General features: G+C 40.8%; 26 protein-coding genes and 2 riboswitches. Of the genes, 23 read left to right on the top strand and 3 right to left on the bottom strand.

What is annotated here, in order from left to right:
• The first annotated feature begins 17 nt into the window (after positions 1-17).
• The 7 genes from NSS65_RS10910 to NSS65_RS10880 all read left to right on the top strand — a co-directional run bounded on the left by NSS65_RS10910 (position 18) and on the right by NSS65_RS10880 (position 4370).
• Positions 18-599: a TetR/AcrR family transcriptional regulator gene (locus NSS65_RS10910; protein ID WP_024428067.1), complete on the top strand. Its 582-nt coding sequence runs from the start codon at positions 18-20 to the stop codon at positions 597-599.
• 212 nt (positions 600-811) lie between these two features.
• On the top strand, positions 812-1048 hold the full coding sequence (locus NSS65_RS10905) for a DUF2164 domain-containing protein (protein ID WP_024422853.1): 237 nt from the start codon (positions 812-814) through the stop codon (positions 1046-1048).
• 229 nt (positions 1049-1277) lie between these two features.
• Positions 1278-1622 (top strand): hypothetical protein, encoded by a 345-nt coding sequence (locus tag NSS65_RS10900; protein ID WP_008344451.1) that lies wholly within the window; start codon positions 1278-1280, stop codon positions 1620-1622.
• A gap of 106 nt (positions 1623-1728) precedes the next feature.
• A riboswitch (FMN riboswitch) is annotated at positions 1729-1870 on the top strand.
• Positions 1871-2123: 253 nt separating this feature from the next.
• Positions 2124-2774, top strand: coding sequence for a riboflavin synthase (gene ribE / locus NSS65_RS10895; protein ID WP_024422851.1), 651 nt, complete (start codon positions 2124-2126; stop codon positions 2772-2774).
• A gap of 11 nt (positions 2775-2785) precedes the next feature.
• Positions 2786-3412 carry a 3,4-dihydroxy-2-butanone-4-phosphate synthase gene (gene ribB, locus NSS65_RS10890; RefSeq protein ID WP_326133997.1) on the top strand — a complete coding sequence of 209 codons (627 nt, stop codon included), beginning with the start codon at positions 2786-2788 and terminating at the stop codon, positions 3410-3412.
• A 26-nt stretch (positions 3413-3438) separates the two neighbouring features.
• On the top strand, positions 3439-3903 hold the full coding sequence (gene ribE / locus NSS65_RS10885; RefSeq protein WP_029706184.1) for a 6,7-dimethyl-8-ribityllumazine synthase: 465 nt from the start codon (positions 3439-3441) through the stop codon (positions 3901-3903).
• A 113-nt stretch (positions 3904-4016) separates the two neighbouring features.
• Entirely contained in the window at positions 4017-4370 is a 354-nt protein-coding gene (locus tag NSS65_RS10880) for a GNAT family N-acetyltransferase (protein WP_024422850.1), read from the top strand.
• A 24-nt stretch (positions 4371-4394) separates the two neighbouring features.
• Here the strand turns inward: NSS65_RS10880 and NSS65_RS10875 are convergent, their stop codons facing one another.
• Both NSS65_RS10875 and NSS65_RS10870 read right to left on the bottom strand, forming a co-directional pair.
• Positions 4395-4919, bottom strand: coding sequence for a DUF309 domain-containing protein (locus tag NSS65_RS10875; RefSeq protein WP_034280377.1), 525 nt, complete (start codon positions 4917-4919; stop codon positions 4395-4397).
• Positions 4920-5009: 90 nt separating this feature from the next.
• Positions 5010-5102, bottom strand: a complete 93-nt coding sequence (locus NSS65_RS10870; RefSeq protein WP_012010430.1) for a YjcZ family sporulation protein — start codon at positions 5100-5102, stop codon at positions 5010-5012.
• Between the two features lie 209 nt (positions 5103-5311).
• Here NSS65_RS10870 and NSS65_RS10865 point away from each other — a divergent pair, with 209 nt between their 5' ends.
• The 15 genes from NSS65_RS10865 (at position 5312) to NSS65_RS10795 (ending at position 19126) form a co-directional block, all read left to right on the top strand.
• On the top strand, positions 5312-6070 hold the full coding sequence (locus tag NSS65_RS10865) for a segregation/condensation protein A (protein WP_046311657.1): 759 nt from the start codon (positions 5312-5314) through the stop codon (positions 6068-6070).
• A complete protein-coding gene (gene scpB, locus NSS65_RS10860; RefSeq protein WP_024422847.1) occupies positions 6060-6653 on the top strand; it encodes an SMC-Scp complex subunit ScpB in 594 nt (197 codons plus the stop codon). Before NSS65_RS10865 ends, scpB begins: the two co-directional genes overlap by 11 nt.
• A 113-nt stretch (positions 6654-6766) precedes the next feature.
• Positions 6767-7246 carry a YpuI family protein gene (locus NSS65_RS10855; protein ID WP_041117855.1) on the top strand — a complete coding sequence of 160 codons (480 nt, stop codon included), beginning with the start codon at positions 6767-6769 and terminating at the stop codon, positions 7244-7246.
• 113 nt (positions 7247-7359) lie between these two features.
• On the top strand, positions 7360-8511 hold the full coding sequence (locus NSS65_RS10850; RefSeq protein WP_326134802.1) for a D-alanyl-D-alanine carboxypeptidase family protein: 1152 nt from the start codon (positions 7360-7362) through the stop codon (positions 8509-8511).
• Entirely contained in the window at positions 8499-9086 is a 588-nt protein-coding gene (locus NSS65_RS10845) for a nucleoside recognition domain-containing protein (RefSeq protein ID WP_034280382.1), read from the top strand. Before NSS65_RS10850 ends, NSS65_RS10845 begins: the two co-directional genes overlap by 13 nt.
• Before the next feature lie 4 nt (positions 9087-9090).
• On the top strand, positions 9091-9627 hold the full coding sequence (locus NSS65_RS10840; protein WP_024422843.1) for a spore maturation protein: 537 nt from the start codon (positions 9091-9093) through the stop codon (positions 9625-9627).
• Between the two features lie 135 nt (positions 9628-9762).
• Entirely contained in the window at positions 9763-10497 is a 735-nt protein-coding gene (gene rluB, locus NSS65_RS10835) for a 23S rRNA pseudouridine(2605) synthase RluB (RefSeq protein ID WP_024422842.1), read from the top strand.
• Positions 10498-10587: 90 nt separating this feature from the next.
• On the top strand, positions 10588-11118 hold the full coding sequence (locus tag NSS65_RS10830; protein WP_024422841.1) for a thiol-disulfide oxidoreductase ResA: 531 nt from the start codon (positions 10588-10590) through the stop codon (positions 11116-11118).
• A gap of 1 nt (position 11119) precedes the next feature.
• Complete coding sequence (locus tag NSS65_RS10825) at positions 11120-12799, top strand: cytochrome c biogenesis protein ResB (protein WP_268437382.1); 1680 nt, start codon at positions 11120-11122, stop codon at positions 12797-12799.
• Complete coding sequence (gene ccsB / locus NSS65_RS10820; protein ID WP_044332831.1) at positions 12783-13958, top strand: c-type cytochrome biogenesis protein CcsB; 1176 nt, start codon at positions 12783-12785, stop codon at positions 13956-13958. Before NSS65_RS10825 ends, ccsB begins: the two co-directional genes overlap by 17 nt.
• An 85-nt stretch (positions 13959-14043) precedes the next feature.
• Positions 14044-14766: a response regulator transcription factor gene (locus tag NSS65_RS10815; RefSeq protein WP_003215596.1), complete on the top strand. Its 723-nt coding sequence runs from the start codon at positions 14044-14046 to the stop codon at positions 14764-14766.
• Positions 14763-16544, top strand: coding sequence for an ATP-binding protein (locus NSS65_RS10810; protein WP_326134801.1), 1782 nt, complete (start codon positions 14763-14765; stop codon positions 16542-16544). Before NSS65_RS10815 ends, NSS65_RS10810 begins: the two co-directional genes overlap by 4 nt.
• 203 nt (positions 16545-16747) lie before the next feature.
• Positions 16748-17356, top strand: coding sequence for an RNA polymerase sigma factor SigX (sigX, locus tag NSS65_RS10805; protein ID WP_024422837.1), 609 nt, complete (start codon positions 16748-16750; stop codon positions 17354-17356).
• On the top strand, positions 17268-18374 hold the full coding sequence (locus tag NSS65_RS10800) for a sigma X negative regulator (RefSeq protein WP_144496196.1): 1107 nt from the start codon (positions 17268-17270) through the stop codon (positions 18372-18374). The genes sigX and NSS65_RS10800 overlap by 89 nt, the downstream gene beginning before the upstream one ends.
• Before the next feature lie 104 nt (positions 18375-18478).
• Positions 18479-19126 (top strand): M23 family metallopeptidase, encoded by a 648-nt coding sequence (locus tag NSS65_RS10795; RefSeq protein WP_046311648.1) that lies wholly within the window; start codon positions 18479-18481, stop codon positions 19124-19126.
• A gap of 235 nt (positions 19127-19361) precedes the next feature.
• Here the strand turns inward: NSS65_RS10795 and serA are convergent, their stop codons facing one another.
• The gene (gene serA, locus NSS65_RS10790; RefSeq protein ID WP_024422834.1) at positions 19362-20936 is read right to left on the bottom strand and encodes a phosphoglycerate dehydrogenase; all 1575 of its coding nucleotides are present in this window, start codon (positions 20934-20936) and stop codon (positions 19362-19364) included.
• A gap of 286 nt (positions 20937-21222) precedes the next feature.
• A riboswitch (FMN riboswitch) is annotated at positions 21223-21353 on the top strand.
• Positions 21354-21497: 144 nt separating this feature from the next.
• Between serA and NSS65_RS10785 the strand changes: the two genes are divergently transcribed.
• Positions 21498-22079: an ECF transporter S component gene (locus NSS65_RS10785; protein ID WP_024428075.1), complete on the top strand. Its 582-nt coding sequence runs from the start codon at positions 21498-21500 to the stop codon at positions 22077-22079.
• The last annotated feature ends 17 nt before the right edge of the window (positions 22080-22096 follow it).

Below are 22096 nucleotides of genomic sequence, written 5' to 3'. Positions count from 1 at the left end.
GAAAAGAGGAATTGAGGATGGTTCGACAGCGTGAGTTTGATGAGGAAAAAGCGTTGGATGATGCAATGGTGCTTTTTTGGGAAAAGGGGTATAGAGCTACAACGTTAAGCGATTTGACTGCAAAAATGGGAATACAGCGGCCAAGCTTATACTCAGCCTTTGGAGATAAAGAGGAGTTATTTGAGGCTGCATTACGTAAATATACAAAGCAGCATGCAGCCCGTATTCGAACAAAACTTCAAAACAATCAATCTGTAAAGAAAGCATTTCATACTTTATTTACAGATGTAGTGGAAGAGGAATATAGAGATGGCCCGAGTAAAGGCTGTTTTTGCATTAATACGATAGTGGAACTTGCTCCACACGAAGAGAAATTTGAAATTCTGACAAGAGAGCATCAGATGTATCTTTCGGTCATATTTGAAGAAAAGATTGTGCAAGGTATTCGCTCGGGTGAGCTTGAAAGCAGCTTGAATGCTAAAGCCTTAGCACAGACACTGGTCGTTTCTTTCATCGGGCTTACCGTCCTCATGAAGTCACGTCCAGAGCGTTCATTTGTAGATCATTCTGTAGCGACGATCCTATCCATTTTAAAATAAAATGGACAACACGCTATGACAGCTTCCATGAAAAAATCATACAGCATAGTGAAAGCGTATTTGATCCATTACATCAAAATACGCTTTTTCTTATAGGGCAGTCATGCGCAGAATGTATTTTTATGATATGATAGGAGAACAAACATTCGTATTTGCGGGGTGCCAGCATATCAAATGCAAATGAAGAAATCGGAAAGAAAGAAGGGGATACTTTGAAACCACTCACAAAAGAAGAGAAAAATCAAATGACGATGGCCATTCAGCGTTATTTTGCCGAAGAACGAGAAGAAGAGATTGGTGAATTAGCAGCCATTAATATACTAGAATTTATCACAAAAAACCTTGGAAGCTACTACTATAATCAAGGGGTTCGCGACAGCCGCAGCATCGCTGTTCAGCGGTCACAATTGTTAGAGGAAGACTTATTTGCACTCGAAAAAAGAATATAATGAAAAGCTTGCAGTATGGTGTGTTACGAACTAATAAACAGGAAAAAGACCCCCTTAATAAAGAACGCATATTCGTATCATATGTAATGATTAAGAGGTGGAACCAAAAGGCCATCTGAATCGTTATATAAGTAACCATTAATGAAAATCAGCTTTTTTGGTTTTATTTCAATAAAAGAAGGAATAAAACATACAAATAGGCGAAGTGCAGATGATGGAGGTTCTAAATATGGGGAAAATTAAATTAAAAATTGCGATCTTATTTGTTTTACTGCTTTGTTTAGGCGCAGGTTATTTATACATGAATGGCATGAAAATTGAAGATGTGCCAACAGCTATTGGCGAAAGCTTAACAAATAATGATAAAGATTACACCATCTATGAATATACCATTACGAAAATTGATGGAGATGAATATTACGGTCAAGCGAAGAATGGCACAAAAATCATTTTTAATGGTAAGAAATTTGAAGATGATGTGGCCGATCTGAAAAAAGGAGATCGTATTAAAGCCTACTTTAGTAATGAAAAAAGAATAGATGGGCTGATAAAAGTTGTAAAAGTCGTCAATTAACATGTCTCCTTTCCTATAAGGAGGCTTTTTTTGTGAAGAAATCTTGATTGTTGCATTTGACAACAAGGATCGCTATAATAGCCCCTAAGGACAGCTAAATATCGATTGTATCCTTCGGGGCAGGGTGAAAATCCCGACCGACGGTAATAAAGCAAATGCTTTACAGCCCGTGACCCGTTAATTTATTAACGGTTGATTCAGTGAAAAGCTGAAGCCGACAGTGAAAGTCTGGATGGGAGAAGGATAAAGAAAGCTATGAACGAAAAATATTTGTTGATCATAGTCTTATTTCTGATGCAAAAAAACCACAGCCCCGGAATTTTTTCCGGGGCTTTCTGTATGTTTCTGTCTTTAATAGACTGCATACAGTGTTTATTAGGTGATCCCTCATCTACCTTGTATGGACCATAAAAAGCGACGAAGGTGCTCAATCGATCACATGTCCCTAACATCGCTTTTTTTAAAAGTGAGAAATACAAATGAAACGAAAGGGAGGATCACATGTTTACGGGGATAATTGAAGAAGTTGGCACCGTTCAGTCATTAAGTAAAAAGTCAGCAGATGCCATGGAAATTGTCATTACATGCAGCCGTGTGCTGGAAGATGTTCACCTCGGAGACAGTATCGCCATTAATGGAGTATGTCTCACAGTCACTAGCTTCACAAAAGAACAGTTCGCGGCAGATGTGATGCCAGAGACGGTCAAAGCCACATCGCTGGATCAGCTGACAAAAGGCAGTCCAGTGAATTTAGAGCGAGCCATGTCCTCAAATGGACGATTTGGCGGCCATTTTGTCTCAGGCCATGTTGATGGAACGGCTGTCATTACCCGGATAGAAAAGAAGAGTAATGCCATTTACTATGATTTAAAGATGAACAAGACCCTCACAGATATGCTCACCCAAAAGGGTTCGATCGCAATAGATGGTGTCAGCTTGACCATTTTCGATTTGCGAGATTCACATGTCACAGTCTCTATTATTCCTCACACGCTTGAAGGAACTATTTTCCCGACTAAATCTATGGGGGATATCGTGAATATAGAGTGTGACATGATCGGTAAATACATTTATCGCTTTTTAACAAAAGAGCAGAGCGAAAAACAGCCATCTCGATTGACCCCATCATTTCTAAAAGAGCACGGATTCTAGGAGGCGATTGTATGTATCATTCCGTTGATGAGGCAGTAAATGCCCTTAAACAAGGAGAAATCATTATCGTAGTGGATGATGAAGACAGAGAAAATGAAGGAGACTTTGTGGCACTCGCTGAGCATGCCACACCTGAGGTGATTAACTTCATGGCATTACATGGAAGAGGCCTCATTTGTACGCCAGTCCATGCGTCGATCGCCAAACACCTGAATCTGCATCCAATGGTTGAACATAATACGGATGCACACCATACAGCATTTACAGTAAGCATCGACCATGTGACAACGACGACTGGTATTAGTGCTTTTGAGCGCTCGACGACCATGCTGGCCATGTTAAATAAAGGCGCAAAACCAGAAGAGTTTGCCCGACCAGGACATGTTTTTCCGCTCATTGCAAAAGAGGGCGGCGTACTAGAAAGACCAGGTCATACAGAGGCGGCGGTTGATCTTGCTAAACTGGCAGGCTCAGAGCCAGCGGGTGTCATATGTGAAATTATGAATGCAGATGGATCAATGGCGCGCGTCCCTGAACTAAAGGAGATCCAAAAACAGCATGATTTAAAGATGCTGACAATCGAAGCATTACAGACATATTTAAACAACAATCGAACAGCCGCTATTGAAACAAAATAAAAATCACAAAAAAGGATGATCAACATATGAATACAATACAAGGCCATGTAGTAGCAGAAGGACTAAAATTTGCAATCGTTGTAGCGAGATTCAATGATTTTATTACAAGTAAACTGTTAGATGGAGCAGAAGATACATTACTAAGACACGGAGCAAATGGTGATGATATCGATGTTGTGTGGGTACCAGGCGCTTTTGAAATCCCGTACATGGCAAAAAAATTAGCAGAAACCAAAAAATATGATGCAGTCATCACACTTGGAACCGTGATCAGAGGCGCAACGACTCACTATGATTACGTTTGTAATGAAGCTGCTAAAGGAATTGCTCAGAGTGCTATGTCAACAGGGGTACCGATTATCTTTGGTGTACTCACAACAGAATCTATTGAACAAGCCATTGAAAGAGCTGGTACAAAAGCAGGAAATAAAGGCAGCGAATCGGCTGCAGCTGCTATTGAAATGGCGAATCTCAATCGAACGTTCTCTTAATTTAGTGAAAAAGAGTTTAAAAACGGTATAAAAATGTTTATAATGTGTGATGAGCAAATGAATCATAAGACATTTGCTGGAAATTAGGATAATTTGAATATTGAGGGGTATATATGTTAATTCGTTACAAGAGGTCTTTTGAAAAAATTGCCATGGGACTTCTGTCCTTTATGCCGGGTGAGAAAGACGTCAAACAGCTTCAGCAGACGATGAAGTCATATGAAATGGATGAAGATCGGCAGCTGTTCCTATGGAAAGATGGCGAGGATATTGTAGGTGCTATTGGTGTGCTCAAAACAGACGACCAAGTACAAATTGAGCATATTAGTGTGAATCCATCCCATCGTGATCAAGGAATCGGCAAGGAAATGGTTTTAGCCGTGGAAGAAATATTTAAAACCAAAACACTCATTCCAAATGAATTAACGCAAGGCTTCTTTCATAAGTGTCACAGCGAATCAAATTAAATATCACACATGTAAAAGCAGAGGCTACAGTCCTCTGCTTTTTTTACGTTCAATCTGCTTTTTTCGTTCAAGCAAAACTTCTGTCCGGTCACGGAGTCTATGTTTTTCGATTAAAAATGTATGGGATAAGTTGCTTTCCTGTCCAAAGAGCAGTCCTTCTTTTTGGGCCATTTCTTGGCATAAAGAAAGAAGTGCTTCATCTTTGATCGGCAGCATCACACTCTCATAGGGCATATCTTCATCCATTTTCTTTTTCAGCGTTCTCAGAAGCATCAGAAATGCCTCATCATCCAGACCGAGATTCGATAATACTGAACGGTTTGCTTCTAACAAATGAAGACTGTTAGAAATGAGCCGTTTTGCTCCTTTTCCATTTCCCCGTCTTTGATGATACAAGGCAACAGCGAGCTGAATGAGCCCGACCCAATAGTCTTTGCGCTGCTTAGGGGGATCTTCTTTCCAATATTCCTCTAGAATTTCATGACACTCAAAATAATCTCTTGTCGTATGAAATTCGTGTAAAAAAGCCACGTACGCTTCAGGATACACAGCGGTCATCTCCTTTTCCACTCTCAGTCTAACATATCGAAAAGAAAAGAAGAAAGAGCGTCCCTTTAGTGAAAAGGACGCTCTGTTTCTTTAATAAACCCAAGCCGCGCCAACGATGATCAGCAAGATGAAAAGCACGACAATAAGCGCGAATCCTCCGCCGAAGTTATAGCCATCTCCCATAATGATACGGCCTCCTTTTTCATCAGTTCTGATTACAATGGTATTCTATGTATAAATGCCCTTATTGGTATGGGCGGATCCACTGTTTTTCTTGATTTGCCTAAGGCATTATGGCCGAAATTATATTGGACGAGAGCTTTATCCTGTCTTATACTAAAGGTTAGCCGGTGAAACGGTACTTAGAAGACAGTAGAAATGGTGAGAAAAAGATGCTGGAATATCAGGTGAAAATAGATTCGTTCGAGGGTCCTTTGGACTTGCTTTTGCATTTAATTAACCGGTTGGAAATTGATATTTATGATATTCCCGTCGCTAAAATTACGGAGCAGTATTTATTATATGTCCACACGATGAGGGAGCTTGAGCTCGATGTTGCGAGCGAATATTTGGTCATGGCTGCAACCCTCCTGAGTATTAAAAGCAGAATGCTTCTTCCGAAACAAGAGGAAGAGCTGTTTGATGAAGACCTGCTCGAAGAGGAAGAAGACCCTCGAGAAGAGCTGATTGGCAAATTGATTGAATACCGCAAGTATAAAAATGCAGCACAAGAACTAAAGGAACGCGAAGAAGAAAGGCAAAATGCCTTTACAAAACCACCGAGTGATTTAAGCGAATTTGCAAAAGAATCAGAAGCGAAGGACACAAATTTACACGTAACGGTGTATGATATGTTAGGTGCGTTCCAAAAGGTATTAAATCGAAAGAAAATAACGAAACCAGCACCATCAAGGATTACAAGACAAGAAATCCCGATTGAAGACAAAATGAATGAGATTATGAACCATTTAAGAAAAACAAAAAAGCGGACCAATTTCATGACTCTATTTCAGCATGATCAAAAGGAGCACCTTGTCGTGACGTTTCTTGCTGTTCTCGAATTGATGAAAAGTCATCAAATCATGTTAGAGCAGGAAGGGAACTTTGAAGACATTTATATCATAGGGAGTGAAACGATTCATGACGCTTGATATCGTGAATTGGAAAGCCATCTTAGAAGCGCTGCTGTATGCAGCAGGGGACGAAGGCTTAACAAGAAAACAGCTCATGTCTGTTCTTGAAGTAGATGAGTCGGTATTACTCGACATTATGTCTTCCGTAAAGGAAGAATATCAAAAACAAGAACGAGGGATTGAGCTCATTGAATATGCAGATTCATATATGCTGCTGACGAAAAAAGAATACAGCATGTATTTAAAAAAATTAGTCGAGACACCATCCAAGGGTTTGTCGCAGGCAGCGCTGGAGGTGCTTGCCATTGTTTCTTATAAACAGCCGATTACACGCAGTGAGGTAGAGGAGATTAGAGGAGTCAAATCAGAGCGGGTACTTCATAGCTTAGTAGCCAAAGCACTGCTCTGTGAAGTAGGACGTGCCGATGGTCCGGGACGAGCGATTCTTTATGGGACAACCCCTACCTTTTTAGAGCAATTTGGCTTAAAAGCCTTAGATGAATTACCGCCGCTTCCAGAAAATGTGGAAGCAGACGGGGTACAAGAAGAGGCTGATCTATTTTTTGAAAACTTCAATCAAACATTTGAAGACATAAAATAGTTCAAAAGAAGGAAAAATGTATGATAAAATATAAAAAAGATTTTAGGTCTAAAATCTTTTGATGACAGATAAAATGGTGACAAAGCCATGAGGGGAAGGTAAACACGAAACAAATGGCACATATGAATGTAAAGGCTCAAGTTGATCAAGCAGGCGTCTTTTTATCAAAGGTTGCAATTGAAATGAATGGTTTTCTGAACGAAGCCACCTTATCAAGCTTGAAACGATTAAACCCCGAAGCGGAAGCCTATTATTGTGACATATTGAGTACATTACGGAAGCTTGCAGTGTACAGCGAGGATGCAGCAGCCATTTGCAGGAAAATGGGCCAGCAGCAGACATTCCCGCAGCAGGCCGCACAGCAGATGCTTCACCGTATTTATCATCAATGCATTGAAGAATTTTTCACGCCAAAAAAGGATACATGGTATGAAGACAGCCGATCGGCCTATACAGGAAAAAGCAGCATTGTCTTTCACCATGAAGTATCCGCTGATATGAAACAATTATTTTCTTCATTAGAAAAAGACTTTTTAGCGATGAGAGAAGAGCTGGAATATACGGCATCTCATCAGCAAGTGAAAATGGTATAAGCAACTTGAAGAAGCGCCTCTACATGTAGAGGCGCTTTTTTTTATGGACGAGGCATCATAACTTTTTCAGCTGAGCATACACTTGTACAAAACGGACAAGGACGTGAATGAACATGCCCTATTTAAAAATTGGAACAGCAGTCCTTCTTCTATTTACACTCTTACTGCCTTTTTCTTCACATGCCAAAGCAGACATTTCATTATCAGTGAGTGCAAGAAGCGCCATTTTAATAGATGGACAGTCAGGCAGAGTCCTATTTGGAAAGGACGAGCACGAAAAAAGAAGAATCGCCAGTATTACAAAAATCATGACGGCTGTATTAGCCATTGAATCAGGAAAAATGAAAGATACCGTTAAAGTATCAAAACGTGCGATTGGGGCAGAGGGGTCATCCATTTATTTAAAGGAAGGGCAGAAGGTGAGCTTAGAAGATTTGACATACGGGCTCATGCTGCGTTCTGGAAATGATGCAGCTGTTGCCATTGCAGAGCATGTTGGCGGCAGCTTAGAAGGCTTTATTTTTATGATGAATCAAAAGGCGGCTGAACTAGGAATGGAGAATACAAATTTTCAAAATCCGCACGGACTCGATGATCATAAAAATCATTATTCATCAGCCTATGACATGGCGATCCTAACAAAATACGCAATGAAGCATAAACAATATCAAAAAATTGCCGGTACAACTTTCTATAAAGCGAAGACAATGGAAGGCTATTGGAAAAATAAAAATAAGCTGCTCACCGGTTTATACGAATATTCCACCGGAGGGAAAACAGGATATACAAAGCTTGCAAAACGAACACTTGTCTCCACCGCTGCAAAAGGTGATGCCGAGCTGATCGCTGTGACCATTAATGCGCCGGACGACTGGAAGGATCATATCTCTATGTTTGAATATGCATTTGATCACTATAAAACGTATGTGCTTGCTGAAAAAGGAAGGCTTGCTTCGTTAAAAGGGACCTTTTACGAAAAAAAAGCGTTTATCAAGCGTGATGTGGACTATTTTTTAAATGAAGATGAAAAAAAACTTGTGAAAATTGAAACGGAAATGCTCGCTCCTAAAAAGAAGTGGAAAAAAAACGCCGAAGCCATCCCAGATGTTGTCGGAAAAATGACGATTTTATTAGATGGACAGGTGATCGAGCAATTACCGATTTTTTATGAAAATAAACGAAACCGCATGCCTCAAAAAAGCTTTCAAGAAATGTTTAAGTCTGTCTTTCAGACATCTATAGGCGGATCTTCATGGTCAATCTAATTTGGGTATTTCTCACTGTCATCGGTCTTGTCTATGCGATGTTTAATGGAACGATGCAGGAAGTGAACGAGGCTGTATTTAAAGGCTCAAAAGAAGCGGTTACTATTTCAATTGGTTTGATTAGTGTCCTCGTTTTTTGGCTCGGGCTTATGAAGATTGCCGAAGAGGCAGGGCTGTTAAATTTCTTTAGTAAATTGTGCCGGCCCTTTATTTCAAAGCTATTCCCGGATATTCCGCCTAATCATCCTGCAATGGGGTATATTTTGTCCAATCTCATGGCGAATTTCTTTGGTCTCGGGAATGCCGCTACACCGCTTGGAATTAAGGCGATGGAGCAGATGAAATCATTAAACGGCGGGAAAAATGAAGCAAGCCGTTCTATGATTACATTTCTAGCGGTCAACACATCCTCTATCACACTTGTGCCAACAACCGTCATAGCAATAAGAATGACCTATGGGGCAGATCAGCCAACAGACATTGTAGGGCCAACCATTTTAGCAACACTCATTTCAGGAATCGGTGCAATTATCATCGATCGTTATTTCCACTATCGCAGAAGCAGGCGGGGGTGATCTTGTGGCATTTATTAACTGGCTGTCACTTGCTTTGATTCCACTGATCATCGCAGGAATTTTGATTGCTGGAACCATTAAAAAGGTACCAACCTATGAAACATTTGTGGAGGGAGGAAAAGAGGGCATTCAAATTGCCTTTTCAATCATTCCCTATTTAGTCGGTATGCTTGTAGCCATTACGATATTTCGTGCATCAGGTGCGCTTGATTTTGTTATGGGACTATTAAAACCAGTCTTTACAGCGATTGGTTTCCCGCCAGAAGTCGTGCCGCTTGCGTTTATTCGCCCGATATCAGGAACGGCTGCACTCGGAATGACATCTGACTTAATAGCGACCTATGGCCCAGATTCATTTATTGGCCAGCTTGCAGCTGTCATGCAAGGGTCAACAGACACCACCCTTTACATTTTAACGGTCTATTTTGGAGCAGTCGGGATTAAAAAAATGGGAGATGCGTTGAAAGTAGGTTTGCTAGCAGATCTCATTGGTGTCATTGCCTCTGTGATTATCGTCAGTTTGTTATTTAGCGGCGCCTAATCAGGCGCTTTTTTGTATTTCATGGATGGAAAATCGCTTTTTAGCTGAAATTAGACAGACGAAACGCTTATTTTTCCACGAATGCTTGTTTGTTTTAAGTCAAGCAAGTAAGATAGTACATGAGGTGAAAGACAAATGGAACGTTTACAGAAAGTAATTGCACATGCCGGCGTCGCTTCAAGACGAAAGGCTGAAGAATTAATTAAAGAAGGACGAGTTACCGTTAATGGTCAAACAGTGACAGAGCTCGGAGTGAAGGTGGGCTCTTCAGATAAAATTGAAGTCAATGGATTAAAGCTTGAAAGAGAAGAACCGGTTTACTTTATGCTTTATAAACCGCGCGGCGTCATTTCTGCTGCCGAGGATGATAAAGGACGCAAGGTCGTCACAGATTTCTTTGATGATGTCCCGCAGCGCCTTTATCCAATCGGCCGGTTAGATTATGATACGAGCGGGTTGATTTTGATTACAAATGATGGGGAATTTGCCCATAAGCTCATGCACCCGAAATACGAAATTGATAAAACGTATGCAGCGAAGCTAAAAGGCATTCCATCAAAGGAACTGCTTAGAAAGCTAGAAAAAGGGATCATGTTAGATCATAAAAAAACAGCACCTGCTCGTGCGAAAATGCTTTCTATTGATAAACGAAAACAAACTTGTATTGTTCAATTAACCATTCACGAAGGCAGAAACAGACAGGTGCGCCGCATGTTTGAAGCGATTGGACATGATGTGTTAAAGCTAAAAAGGGAGCAATATTCGTTCCTTCATATTGAAGGTATGAGACCAGGAGACCGCAGAGAATTGTCTCCGCATGAAGTAAAACGCCTGAGAGCAATTGCTGATCATGGGAAAAGCGCTTTTTAATTTTCACATAAACTTCAAAAAATGAAGAAGCATCAAAAGAAGGAGAATGCTATAATTTACCTGAATGTCTATGGGGAAGGGGTACTTCAGATGAAAAAAAGACGGTTTTTCATACGGACGGGCATTCTCCTCGTGATGCTTGCTGCACTATGTTATACAATGTATAACTCAGTATTTGCCAAACAGGATCGAGTCAAAGAAGGATCTATTGCGCCAAACTTTGTCCTTCAATCTGTCGATGGGGATCGGATTGAGTTAAAGGACTTAAAAGGCAAAGGTGTCTTTCTTAATTTTTGGGGTACATGGTGTGGTCCGTGTAAACAAGAATTTCCTTATATGGCGAATCAATATGAAGTGTTCAAGGATCGCGGTGTGGAAATTGTTGCAGTCAATGTAGCGGAATCCAAGATTGCCGTGAAAAATTTTATGGAGTCCTATGGCGTGAATTTTCCTGTTGCCATGGACAAAGATCGCCAAGTGACAGAGGCATATGATATTACGCCGCTGCCAACCACATTTTTAATCAGTCCTGAAGGCAAGGTAATCAAAGTCATAAAGGGAACGATGACAGAACGTAATGTCTATGAATATATGAATTTGATTAAACCAAAGGGGTCATAGAATGAAAGAGGTAAAGTGCGAGTGTGGACATATTAATCCAATCGGTACTGTTCTATGTGAATCATGCGGGAATCCCATTGCGGCTAAAGAGAAAAACTCTTCAAAGCTGCTTGATATGAGATATGACGGCAGTGCAAGACGCTCGCAAACATACAACAAAACGATTGTTGATAAAGTATGGAACTTTTTTTCTTCCGTTAAAGTGGGTGTGTGGCTGATTGTCATTACACTGCTCGCTTCTTCGCTTGGAACGATTTTTCCGCAGGAGCGATTTATTCCGCCAGGTGCATCTGCTTCCACGTATTATGAAGAGCAATATGGATCGTTTGGCAAGCTGTATTACACACTTGGATTTCATGATCTTTATAATTCTTGGTGGTTTTTAGCTCTTGTCGCATCAATCGGAATCTCCCTTGTCATTTGCAGTCTCGACCGCGTTATTCCTCTTTATCGAGCACTCAAAAACCAAGGGGTTATCAAAAAAGAAGGCTTTATGAGAAGACAGCGTCTGTTTAGCGAGACAGACAAAACATTAGATCAGCATACATATGAAGGCATCATAAGAGCAATGAAACAAAAGCGTTACCGCGTGCGAGAAGAAAATGGGCATATTTTAGCCGAAAAAGGACGTTTTTCACGCTGGGGACCTTACGTCAATCACATTGGACTAATCATCTTTCTCATTGGAGCGATGCTCCGGTTTGTCCCGGGCATGTACGTGGATGAAACGCTTTGGGTCAGAGAAGGGGAAACTGCACCAATTCCAGGTACGGATGGTCAATACTTCTTGAAAAATAATGCGTTTTCAATTGATCGCTATGAAGCTGGAAATGAGAAAGAAGTGTTTGAGAATGCCATTGAAAAAGCTGGCGACGGTCAAGTGGTGAAAAGCTATAAAACGGATGCCATTTTATACAAACGTGAAGGAGAAGTTGTATTTGGTGAAAAGCCCAAGCTGAAGCAGGTAACAGAACACGATATCAAAGTGAATGAACCGCTCAAGTTTGACAATTTCTCATTATATCAAGTAGATTTTAAGCAAAATGAACTCGATCAAATGGTCTTTCAGCTGATTCGTAAAGATACAGAAAAATCTTTCGGTACAGTGAAGATTAATCTGCTGGAGCCTAAGTCAGAATATGATCTTGGTAGCGGTTACAAAGTCAAGGTGATGAGCTATCTGCCTGATTTTTATTTTGACGATGATGGAACGCCGAGTACGAAAACAAGGAATCCGAATAATCCTGCTTTCGTGTTCGAAATGATTTCTCCTGAAAAACCTAAAGGTGAAAAAAGCTTTGTCGCCATTCAAGAGACAGTAGAGGGTTCTGATAACAATCTATATAAAATGAAGTTTGATCGGGTTGAAACGAAAAACGTCACAGGGTTAACAGTTAGAAAGGATTTAACACTTGGCGTGCTCATAGTAGGCGGAATCATCTTCATGATTGGTGTCGTGCAGGGGATGTATTGGCAGCATAGAAGAATCTGGCTGTCGGCAAAGGATGGAAAAGTATTGGTGGCAGGACATACAAACAAAAACTGGTTCGGGTTAAAGTCCGATCTTGGTGTGTTACTGAATGGCAGTGGCATCAAACAGCCAGTTGATCAAAAAGAACTGCCTGATACAACAAGTATCAGCAAAAGCAAGGGGGAAGGATTAGATGGCGGCAGTCAGTGAAAATCTGTTATTTGCAGCTTTTCTATTTTATTTAGCGGCAGTTCCTTTTTTTGGTGGTGCCATTAAGGGAAAAAAAGAAGAAGGACCGCGCAGGAATAAGGCGGCACTCATTGGCATTACGCTTACCATCATCGGTTTTTTGAGCCAGTTGGGCTATTTTATTTCAAGATGGATCGCATCTGGCCATGCACCAGTCAGTAATTTGTTTGAGTTCACAACGGCTTTTGGCATGATGCTGGTGCTTGCATTCATCATTTTATATTTTGTGTATCAAGTGTCTGTACTTGGTTTATTCACACTTCCAATCGCTTTATTAATTATTGCCTATGCAAGTATGTTCCCATCAGATATTTCACCGCTGATTCCTTCACTTCAAAGTAATTGGCTTTATATTCACGTGACAACAGCAGCACTTGGCCAAGCCATTTTAGCCATCAGCTTTGTGGCAGGTGTCATCTTTCTATTAAAGCATGTGGATCAAACAAAGCCAGGGAAGAAGACGTTTGGTTTAGAGCTTGTCATGTTTATGATTGTGGTCACACTTGCATTTATCGCTGTTACGTCTATCTTTAGAATGACAGGGTATGAAGCGACATTTAATTGGATCGATAAAAATAAAGAAAAAAGTGAGATGGTCTATGAGTTGCCAGCTCTTGTCGGACCTCATAAAGGGGAGCTTGTGACGGAAGATCGTTTGGAACCGTTTGTTGAGCTGCCGCCTGTTTTTTCAGGTAGAAAGGTCAATACGGTGTTATGGTCATTTGGCGTAGGGCTGATCATATACGGGCTCATTCGATTGATCATTCGCAAACGGCTGAGCGCACTGCTTCAACCGCTAGTGAAACAGGTGAACCTAGATTTAGTTGATGAAATTGGGTATAGGGCGGTTTCGATTGGTTTCCCTGTATTTGCGTTAGGCGGGCTGATCTTTGCCATGATCTGGGCGCAAATCGCATGGACTAGGTTTTGGGGCTGGGACCCGAAGGAAGTATGGGCATTGATTACGTTTCTCTTTTATGCTGCCTATCTTCATCTTCGCTTGTCGCGAGGCTGGCATGGTGAAAAGTCCGCATGGCTTGCTGTGATCGGCTTCGCCATTATTATGTTTAATCTCATCTTTGTCAACCTTGTCATTGCGGGGCTTCATTCTTACGCATAATCACAAGGAAAAGCCAACTTTTATAATTCAATTCGGCTTTTTGTTAAAATGAATGTAACAACGGAGAAAGCAGGAGGACTGTCTAATGGAACACACAACTCAAACGAAAATATTAGTCGTAGATGATGAGGCAAGAATTCGCCGCCTTTTAAAAATGTATTTAGAACGTGAAAATTATGAAATCGATGAAGCGGAAAATGGAGATGAGGCGATTCAAAAAGGGCTTCAAACCGATTACGACCTCATTTTGCTCGATTTAATGATGCCTGGTACAGATGGAATCGAAGTGTGTAATCAAATTCGAGACAAAAAAGCGACTCCAATCATTATGCTGACGGCAAAAGGAGAAGAAGCCAACCGCGTTCAAGGATTTGAGGCAGGAACGGATGACTACATCGTCAAACCTTTCAGCCCGCGTGAAGTGGTTTTACGTGTAAAGGCATTGCTCAGAAGATCGTCTCAAACGTCTTATTTGAATACTGGGACAACAACAAAGGATGTTCTTGTGTTTTCTCATCTTTCTATTGACCATGATGCACATAGAGTGACGGCTGATGGCAAAGAAGTCAGCCTCACGCCGAAGGAATATGAGCTTTTATATTTCCTTGCAAAAACACCAGATAAGGTCTATGACAGAGAAAAGCTGCTAAAAGAAGTATGGCAATATGAATTCTTTGGAGACTTACGAACAGTTGATACGCATGTCAAACGACTTCGTGAAAAACTGAATAAAGTGTCACCAGAAGCAGCGAAAAAAATCGTAACTGTATGGGGTGTCGGGTACAAATTTGAGGTCGGCGCTGAATGAAACTGTGGAAAAGTGTTGTAGGAAAGCTATGGTTAACCATTCTTTTCCTCGTCCTGATCGTTTTATCTATTTTAACTGTGCTTCTTTTAGAGTTCATTGAGAATTATCATGTAGAAGAAGCAAAATCTGATTTAACACAAATGGCAAACAAAGTAGCGGTCATTTTAGAAAGCCATGAGGATCAATCGCTTGCAAGGTCGATTACATCAGAGCTCGCTGACAAATTGACGAGTATTGCGATCATCCAAGAGGACGGGCTAGAGTGGTATTCGTCTGAAAAAGACGGGAAGCTTCCTGCGATTACAAAGAAACAAATTGAAGCAGACAGCGATTTAAATCAAGCACTGAAAGATCGTAAAAAAATCAGTAAACGTGCAGAACCTGATGCAGGCAATCAAAAAGATGAACGGATTGTAGTCGGTGTTCCATATGAGGCGAACGGAAAAAAAGGCATGGTCTTTCTTTCTCAGTCACTCCTCGCTGTAGAACAAACAACGAAACATACGACACGCTACATCTTTTTAGCCGCCGGAATTGCGATTGTACTGACCACTATATTCGCTTTCTTCTTGTCAACACGTGTCACCTATCCTCTCAGAAAGATGAGAGAGGGTGCACAAGATTTGGCGAAAGGGAAATTTGATACAAAGATTCCTATTTTAACGCAAGATGAAATTGGAGAACTGGCGATCGCCTTTAATCAAATGGGGAAGCAGCTTAAATTCCATATCACAGCCTTAAATCAAGAAAAAGAACATTTATCTAATATTTTAAGCAGTATGGCTGATGGCGTCATCACCATCAATATTGATGGAACGATCTTGATGACAAATCCTCCAGCAGAACGATTTTTACAGGCATGGTATTACGAGCAAAATATGAAGATCAAAGATGGAGATGAACTGCCGCCAGAAGCGCGCGAGCTATTTCATACAGCTGTCAGTACAGAAAAAGAGCAAATGATCGAAGTTACGCTGCAAGGGCGTACCTGGGTTCTTCTCATGTCTCCTCTGTATAATCAGCAGGATGTCAGAGGAGCAGTTGCAGTCCTTCGTGATATGACGGAGGAACGAAGACTTGATAAGCTGAGAAAAGATTTCATTGCCAATGTCAGTCATGAGCTTCGTACGCCAATTGCCATGCTGCAAGGGTACAGCGAGGCAATTGTAGATGATATTGCAGGATCAGAAGAAGAAAAGAAAGAGATTGCGCAAATTATCTATGATGAATCACTGCGAATGGGACGACTTGTGAATGATCTTCTAGATCTAGCGAGAATGGAAGCAGGTCACATTACACTGAATCTTGAATCAACAGATACGGAAGAGCTGACAGAGAAGATCTACCGTAAGTTTCTCGGGATTGCGAAAGAAAAACAAATCGACCTTACGTATGATATTCAAGTGGATGAACCGCACTTTGTATTCGATCCAGATAAGATTGAGCAAGTGTTTACGAATCTCATTGATAATGCTATTCGTCATACACCAGAGGGCGGCGAGGTTCACTTCTCGGTTCAATCGGTGGAAAACGGACTGAAAATGGATGTAAAAGATTCGGGGAGCGGAATTCCGGAAGAGGATCTGCCCTTTATTTTCGAACGCTTTTATAAAGCCGATAAAGCAAGGACGAGAGGGCGTTCTGGTACTGGACTTGGCCTTGCGATTGTGAAGAACATCATCGAGGCGCATCAAGGCTCTATACATGCTCACAGCAAAGCGGGGGCAGGTACACACTTCACATTCTATATTCCGAGAAAAAAGCAGGAACTCGTCTAATCTTGACGAAGAATCTTGTTACATGAGAAACACTTCTTTTCGTAAAGAAAATGAAGTGTTTTTTCTATTTTAAAATTTTTAAGGAGAAGTTAAACAAAAAGCCCTTTCCAAACTGTCGAACTTGTAATATATTTGTCATAAAGTTGTAATGTAACGTTTTATAAGAGTCACTCGACAAAAATAAGTGAACGGAGGGGTTTCCTATGCATGAAACCTTTCAAAAAATATATGATTCGTACCATCAAGATTTGTACCAGTTTTTATTTTATATGGTTAAAGATAAAAATCAGGCAGAGGATCTCGTACAGGAGGTTTACATTCGGGTACTTCACTCATATAAAACTTTTGAAGGAAGAAGCAGCGAGAAAACATGGCTGTTTTCAATTGCAAGGCATGTGGCGATTGACTGGTTTCGCAAGCAGCAAACCATTAGACAACGGGTACTCGGCACGTTTGATTGGGATAAGCAGGATGTAAAAGACCCAGACTTGCTCCCAGACGAACTGGCTGTACAGGATGAAAATACTAAAGAAATTTATGCCGCGCTTGATCACTGCACGATTGATCAAAGAGCTGTCATCATTTTAAGGTTTATCCAGGGCTACTCAATCATGGAGACGGCAAAGGCGCTAAAGTTCTCGGAAAGCAAAGTCAAAACAACGCAGCACCGAGGCCTGAAAGTGCTCCGAAAACATATGGAGCTTTTGAAGGAGGAGCTAGTGAATGAAAACGAACAGGTCCGATTGGAGCGAAGAACGAATCAAGGTGTTACTAAGTCAGCTTCCAAAGGTGGAGGACAACCGTTCATCTAAGCAGATATACCAGCAGGTGCTGATGGCAAGCGGGAAGAAAAAGAAAAGTGTCAAATGGATCGGTCCAGCGGTGGCAACCGTTGTGGTTTTATTTATGGCGTTTTTAATTTCTCCTCATTTATTTCAGCCGGCTGCTCAAGAACAGCATAAACAGATAAAAATGGACTCAAGTGCTGACAAAGGACAGGCAAATGCCACATTAGAGCCGGTCAAACAGGCAAATGGTACCACACACGTTGTTTCTCATGAAGACAAGCAAAAGTATATGACGGTTGCATACATAGATGAATCAACATCTCAAGTGGTTCCCATTAGTATTGAAAAAGAGAATGAACATGACCATTTGCAGGAAATGATGAACACATATGAACAGGTGCAGCTGCTTGAAATGACAAAGCCACTTCAATCTTATCTTGAGATGGTGGACCTTCGTGAAAATGGGAATACACTTGTTTTTCAGTTAAAAAATGATTTGTCCCTTGATACGATAAAGGAAGCCAATCGATTTAAAGATATGGTAAAAGAAACGCTCAAATGGAGCAGGTATAAACAAGTGGAAGTCAAATCAGTCAAAGGCTCTCATCTTCAATTAGGGGCTAGCAGCATTGGCGCAATATCAATTGATAAACAAACGAAGAAAGCTTATTACGTGTTAGAAAATAAGAGCGGGACTTTTTTGGTGCCCTCCAAAACACATTATTCTTCTTATGAAGAAGCTGTAGAGGCCATGAAACGCACGAGTGATTCTGGACTTGAACCATTAATTAAAGAAGAACCCATTAAAGAAGTGACATCAAAAGGTAAGCATGTAACCATCACGTTTGGAGCATCAGCACAATTATCGGACTCAATTGATCATACTCTACTCATTGAAGGTCTGCTGCTCACAGCGAAAGATTTTGGTTTTACAGATGTCACCATTCAATATGAAGGAACAGATCAAGTAGGACCATATGAATTAAATGAACCAATAGAGGTACCGGCCCTGCCGAATCCAGTTGTCATTAAAGATCGTTAAAGGACGCAAGCATTTCAATGCGTTCTTTTTTGATGTATAGAAAAGGGTCTTCTTGCTGTATACTAAGCTGTCATGAAAAGAACCTCAAAAAAGGGGAGTCACTGATGAAAAGGTATTGCTTCATAGGTGCCAGCTGTTTTTTGCTCTTGATCTTAGCGCCATCTGCCCATGCGCAGAAGACAAACGAATGGGTGGAACCAGTGAAAGGAGAAGTCACTGACTTGTTTGGGACAAGGGGCGGCTCGCATAAGGGATTAGATATAGCTGCGCCAGAAGGAGAATCCATTTTTGCTGCAAGTGAAGGTGTGGTCACGCGTTCGTATGTATCGGCTACATATGGAGAAGTTATATTTATTCAGCATCCAAATGGATACGAAACCGTCTATGCTCATTTACACGAGCGTTTTGTGAAAAAGGGTGACCATGTACAAGCGGGACAGCCGATTGGCATAATTGGCAACACAGGAGCCTCCAGAGGCACTCATTTGCATTTTGAAGTACATCGTGGCAATTGGTCAGTCAGCAAAAAGGATGCGGTAGATCCGCTCAAAATGATTGCTGTGGAACGTTTCCAAGAGCCGGCTCTTCATGTAAATGGACATGAAAAAAATACATATGTCATTAAACAAGGGGATACCCTTTGGTCGATAGCAAAGGCGCATGAAATGACTGTAGAACAATTGAAAAAGATTAATGAGCTGACCACTCACCTCATTCGAACAGGAGACCGTTTAATGGTTTCAACTAAATAAACCTCATGCTTTTGCATGAGGTCAGCGTGTAGACAAACCCTCGCATTCGTTGTCAGGGCTGCGTGCCGGTGCTCACGAATGTCAAATTCGCTCCGCAAAGATAAGCCGCCCTTCCTAGGGCTGCAAAGGTTTTCAATCACGCTGAAAAGAAGACAAAGAGCTAAAATGAAAATCATTTTAGCTCTTTGTCGACAATCTAAAACCTCATGCAAAGCATGAGGTTTATCACTGTTTTTTATAGATCAATCAGGCGGACAGAAAGAATATCCTGCACTTCAGTTAATTTTTTCACAATTTCGTCCTCTAGATGCTTGTCGAAAGAAAGCATCATAATGGCTTCGCCGCCTTTTTCTTTACGTCCCACCTGCATTGTGGCGATGTTGACATCATGGTCGCCTAAAATCTGTCCAACCTTTCCAATCACACCAGGTGCATCTGTATGCTGGATATAGACAAGGTGTCCATCTGGATAAAAATCAATATTAAAACCATTAATAGAAACAACGCGCTCCCCTAGATGCGGGATGTAAGTCGCTTTTAGAGTAAAGGTTGAAAGATCACCTTTGACTTCAATGGAAATACTGTTTTCGTAACCAGATTCGCTGGAAGAAATTTTTTCACTAAAGCTAATGCCTCGTTCTTTTGCGACCATTCCAGCATTTACTTCATTCACAGTCGAATCAACACGCTCTTTTAAAAAGCCTGACAGAAGACTCTTTGTGATAAAGGATGTTTCGAGTTTTGAAATAGAGCCTTCATAAGAAATGCCTACTTCTTTTACAGGTTCTCTCATTGATTGAGAGACAAGACGTCCAAGTTTTCCTGCAAATTGATGATAAGGCTGAATCTTTTTGAACTCGTCTTTTGTCATCGCTGGTAGATTAATAGATGACATGACAGGAAGACCTTTTGCAAATTGAAGGACTTCTTCAGATACTTGCGCCGCTACATTTAATTGTGCTTCTTTTGTAGAGGCACCAAGATGCGGAGTTGCAATGACATGTGGATGATCCACAAGCGGATTATCAGTTGGCGGTTCTACCTCGAATACATCGAGTGCAGCTCCTGCGACATGGCCGCTTTCAAGTGCCTCAAGAAGGTCAGCCTCGTCAATAATGCCGCCGCGCGCACAGTTTACAAGGCGAACACCTTTTTTCGTTTTTGCAATCGTTTCTTTATTGAGAAGTCCTCTTGTTTCTTTTGTTAATGGCGTATGTACAGTAATAATATCTGATACTTCGAGTACTTCATCAAGTGATTTCGCATTGACGCCAATTTTTTCTGCACGTTCCTTTGTGAGAAATGGGTCAAACACGTTGACTGTCATGCCAAATGCTCTTGCACGCTGCGCGATTTCACTTCCGATTCTGCCTAAGCCGACAATCCCAAGAGATTTTCCGTAAAGCTCAGCACCAACATATGCACCTCTGTTCCATTCTTTTGATTTGACAGAAATGTTGGCTTGCGGAATATGACGCATAAGTGATGAAATCATAGCGAACGTATGCTCAGCTGTCGAGATCGTATTACCGTTTGGTGCATTGATCACAATGACGCCGTGTTTGGTCGCTTCATCAATGTCAATATTGTCTACTCCCACACCGGCACGGCCGACAATTTTTAATGAAGTCATTTTTTCATAAAGCTCTTTCGTTACTTTCGTGGCACTTCTGACAAGTAAGGCATCAAACGTGTGTAATTCATCTTCTGCTTCTGCTACATTTTTTTGGACAATTTCAACAAAATCTGATTCTAAAAGTGGTAGAAGACCATCATTGCTCATCTTATCTGAGACTAATACTCGAAACATCGTAAGATTTCCTCCTAAAATAAACGTCATAAATATCTGATAATTTACCATATTCCTTTTCACTGTGTCAATCAAATTAAAGCAGTAAAGTGAAAAAGAAAACACGAACATTTCTTTGTGTCTTTATAAAGAATGAACACCTTTAAACAAAAGATAACCAATTTTTGCGCATTTGTCATTATAATTTTTGTGTTTTTTACGATTTCTTAAAACTGATGAATTTGCTCAGATTTTTATCTGTACAAATGCTCATATATCATATATAATGATGTCGAATTGAATAATGATCAATCTTCGGGGCAGGGTGTAATTCCCTACCGGCGGTGATGAGCATAGTCTCTAAGCCCGCGAGCCTTTTTGGCAGGATTCGGTGTGATTCCGAAGCCGACAGTATAGTCTGGATGGGAGAAGATGGAGGTTCATAAACGTTGAAAACATTGATGTTCACACGTTTATTTGTCTAGCCCAATTTCCCCGCTCCTGTTTTCAAGGGCGGTTTTTTTGTGGCTAAAATGGAACAATCCTCTTTTCGAAAGATTTGATCGAAAAGGAGAGAGAATATTGAATCAAAGTAAAGTAAAGCGTTTAGTTGTAATCAGTATGCTTAGCAGTATTTCATTTGTTTTAATGTTATTAAACTTCCCGTTCCCTGGGCTTCCAGGATATTTGAAAATTGATTTCAGCGATATTCCAGCGATTATTGCGATTTTAATTTATGGGCCGGGTGCAGGGATTGCTGTTGAGGCATTAAAAAATGTACTGCATTATCTCATTCATGGCAGTATGTCTGGTGTTCCTGTTGATCAAGTAGCGAACTTTACAGCAGGTGTATTGTTCATTTTACCAGTGGCCTTCATTTTCAAAAAAATCAAATCGGCAAAGGGCATTGTATGGTCTATGTTCTTGGGCACAGTGCTTATGACTGTGATGATGAGTATTTTAAATTACTTCCTGTTTCTGCCGGCTTACACATGGTTTTTAAATGCGCCTCAACTTTCGGATAATATGCTCAAGGCGACGATAACAGCAGGGATATTGCCTTTTAATCTTATTAAAGGAATCATCATTACCATCGTGTTTAGCCTCATTTTTGTGAAAATGCGTCCATGGTTTGAAAATAAACGCCGACTTCAAAATAGTTAATATAAAAAAAGCCCCTG

The organism is Bacillus sp. FSL K6-1006 (genome assembly GCF_038593175.1).
Lineage (GTDB): Bacteria > Bacillota > Bacilli > Bacillales > Bacillaceae > Bacillus > Bacillus safensis.
Note: the sequence above shows the minus strand (reverse complement) of the source record. Positions and strands in the feature narration are given on the sequence as shown.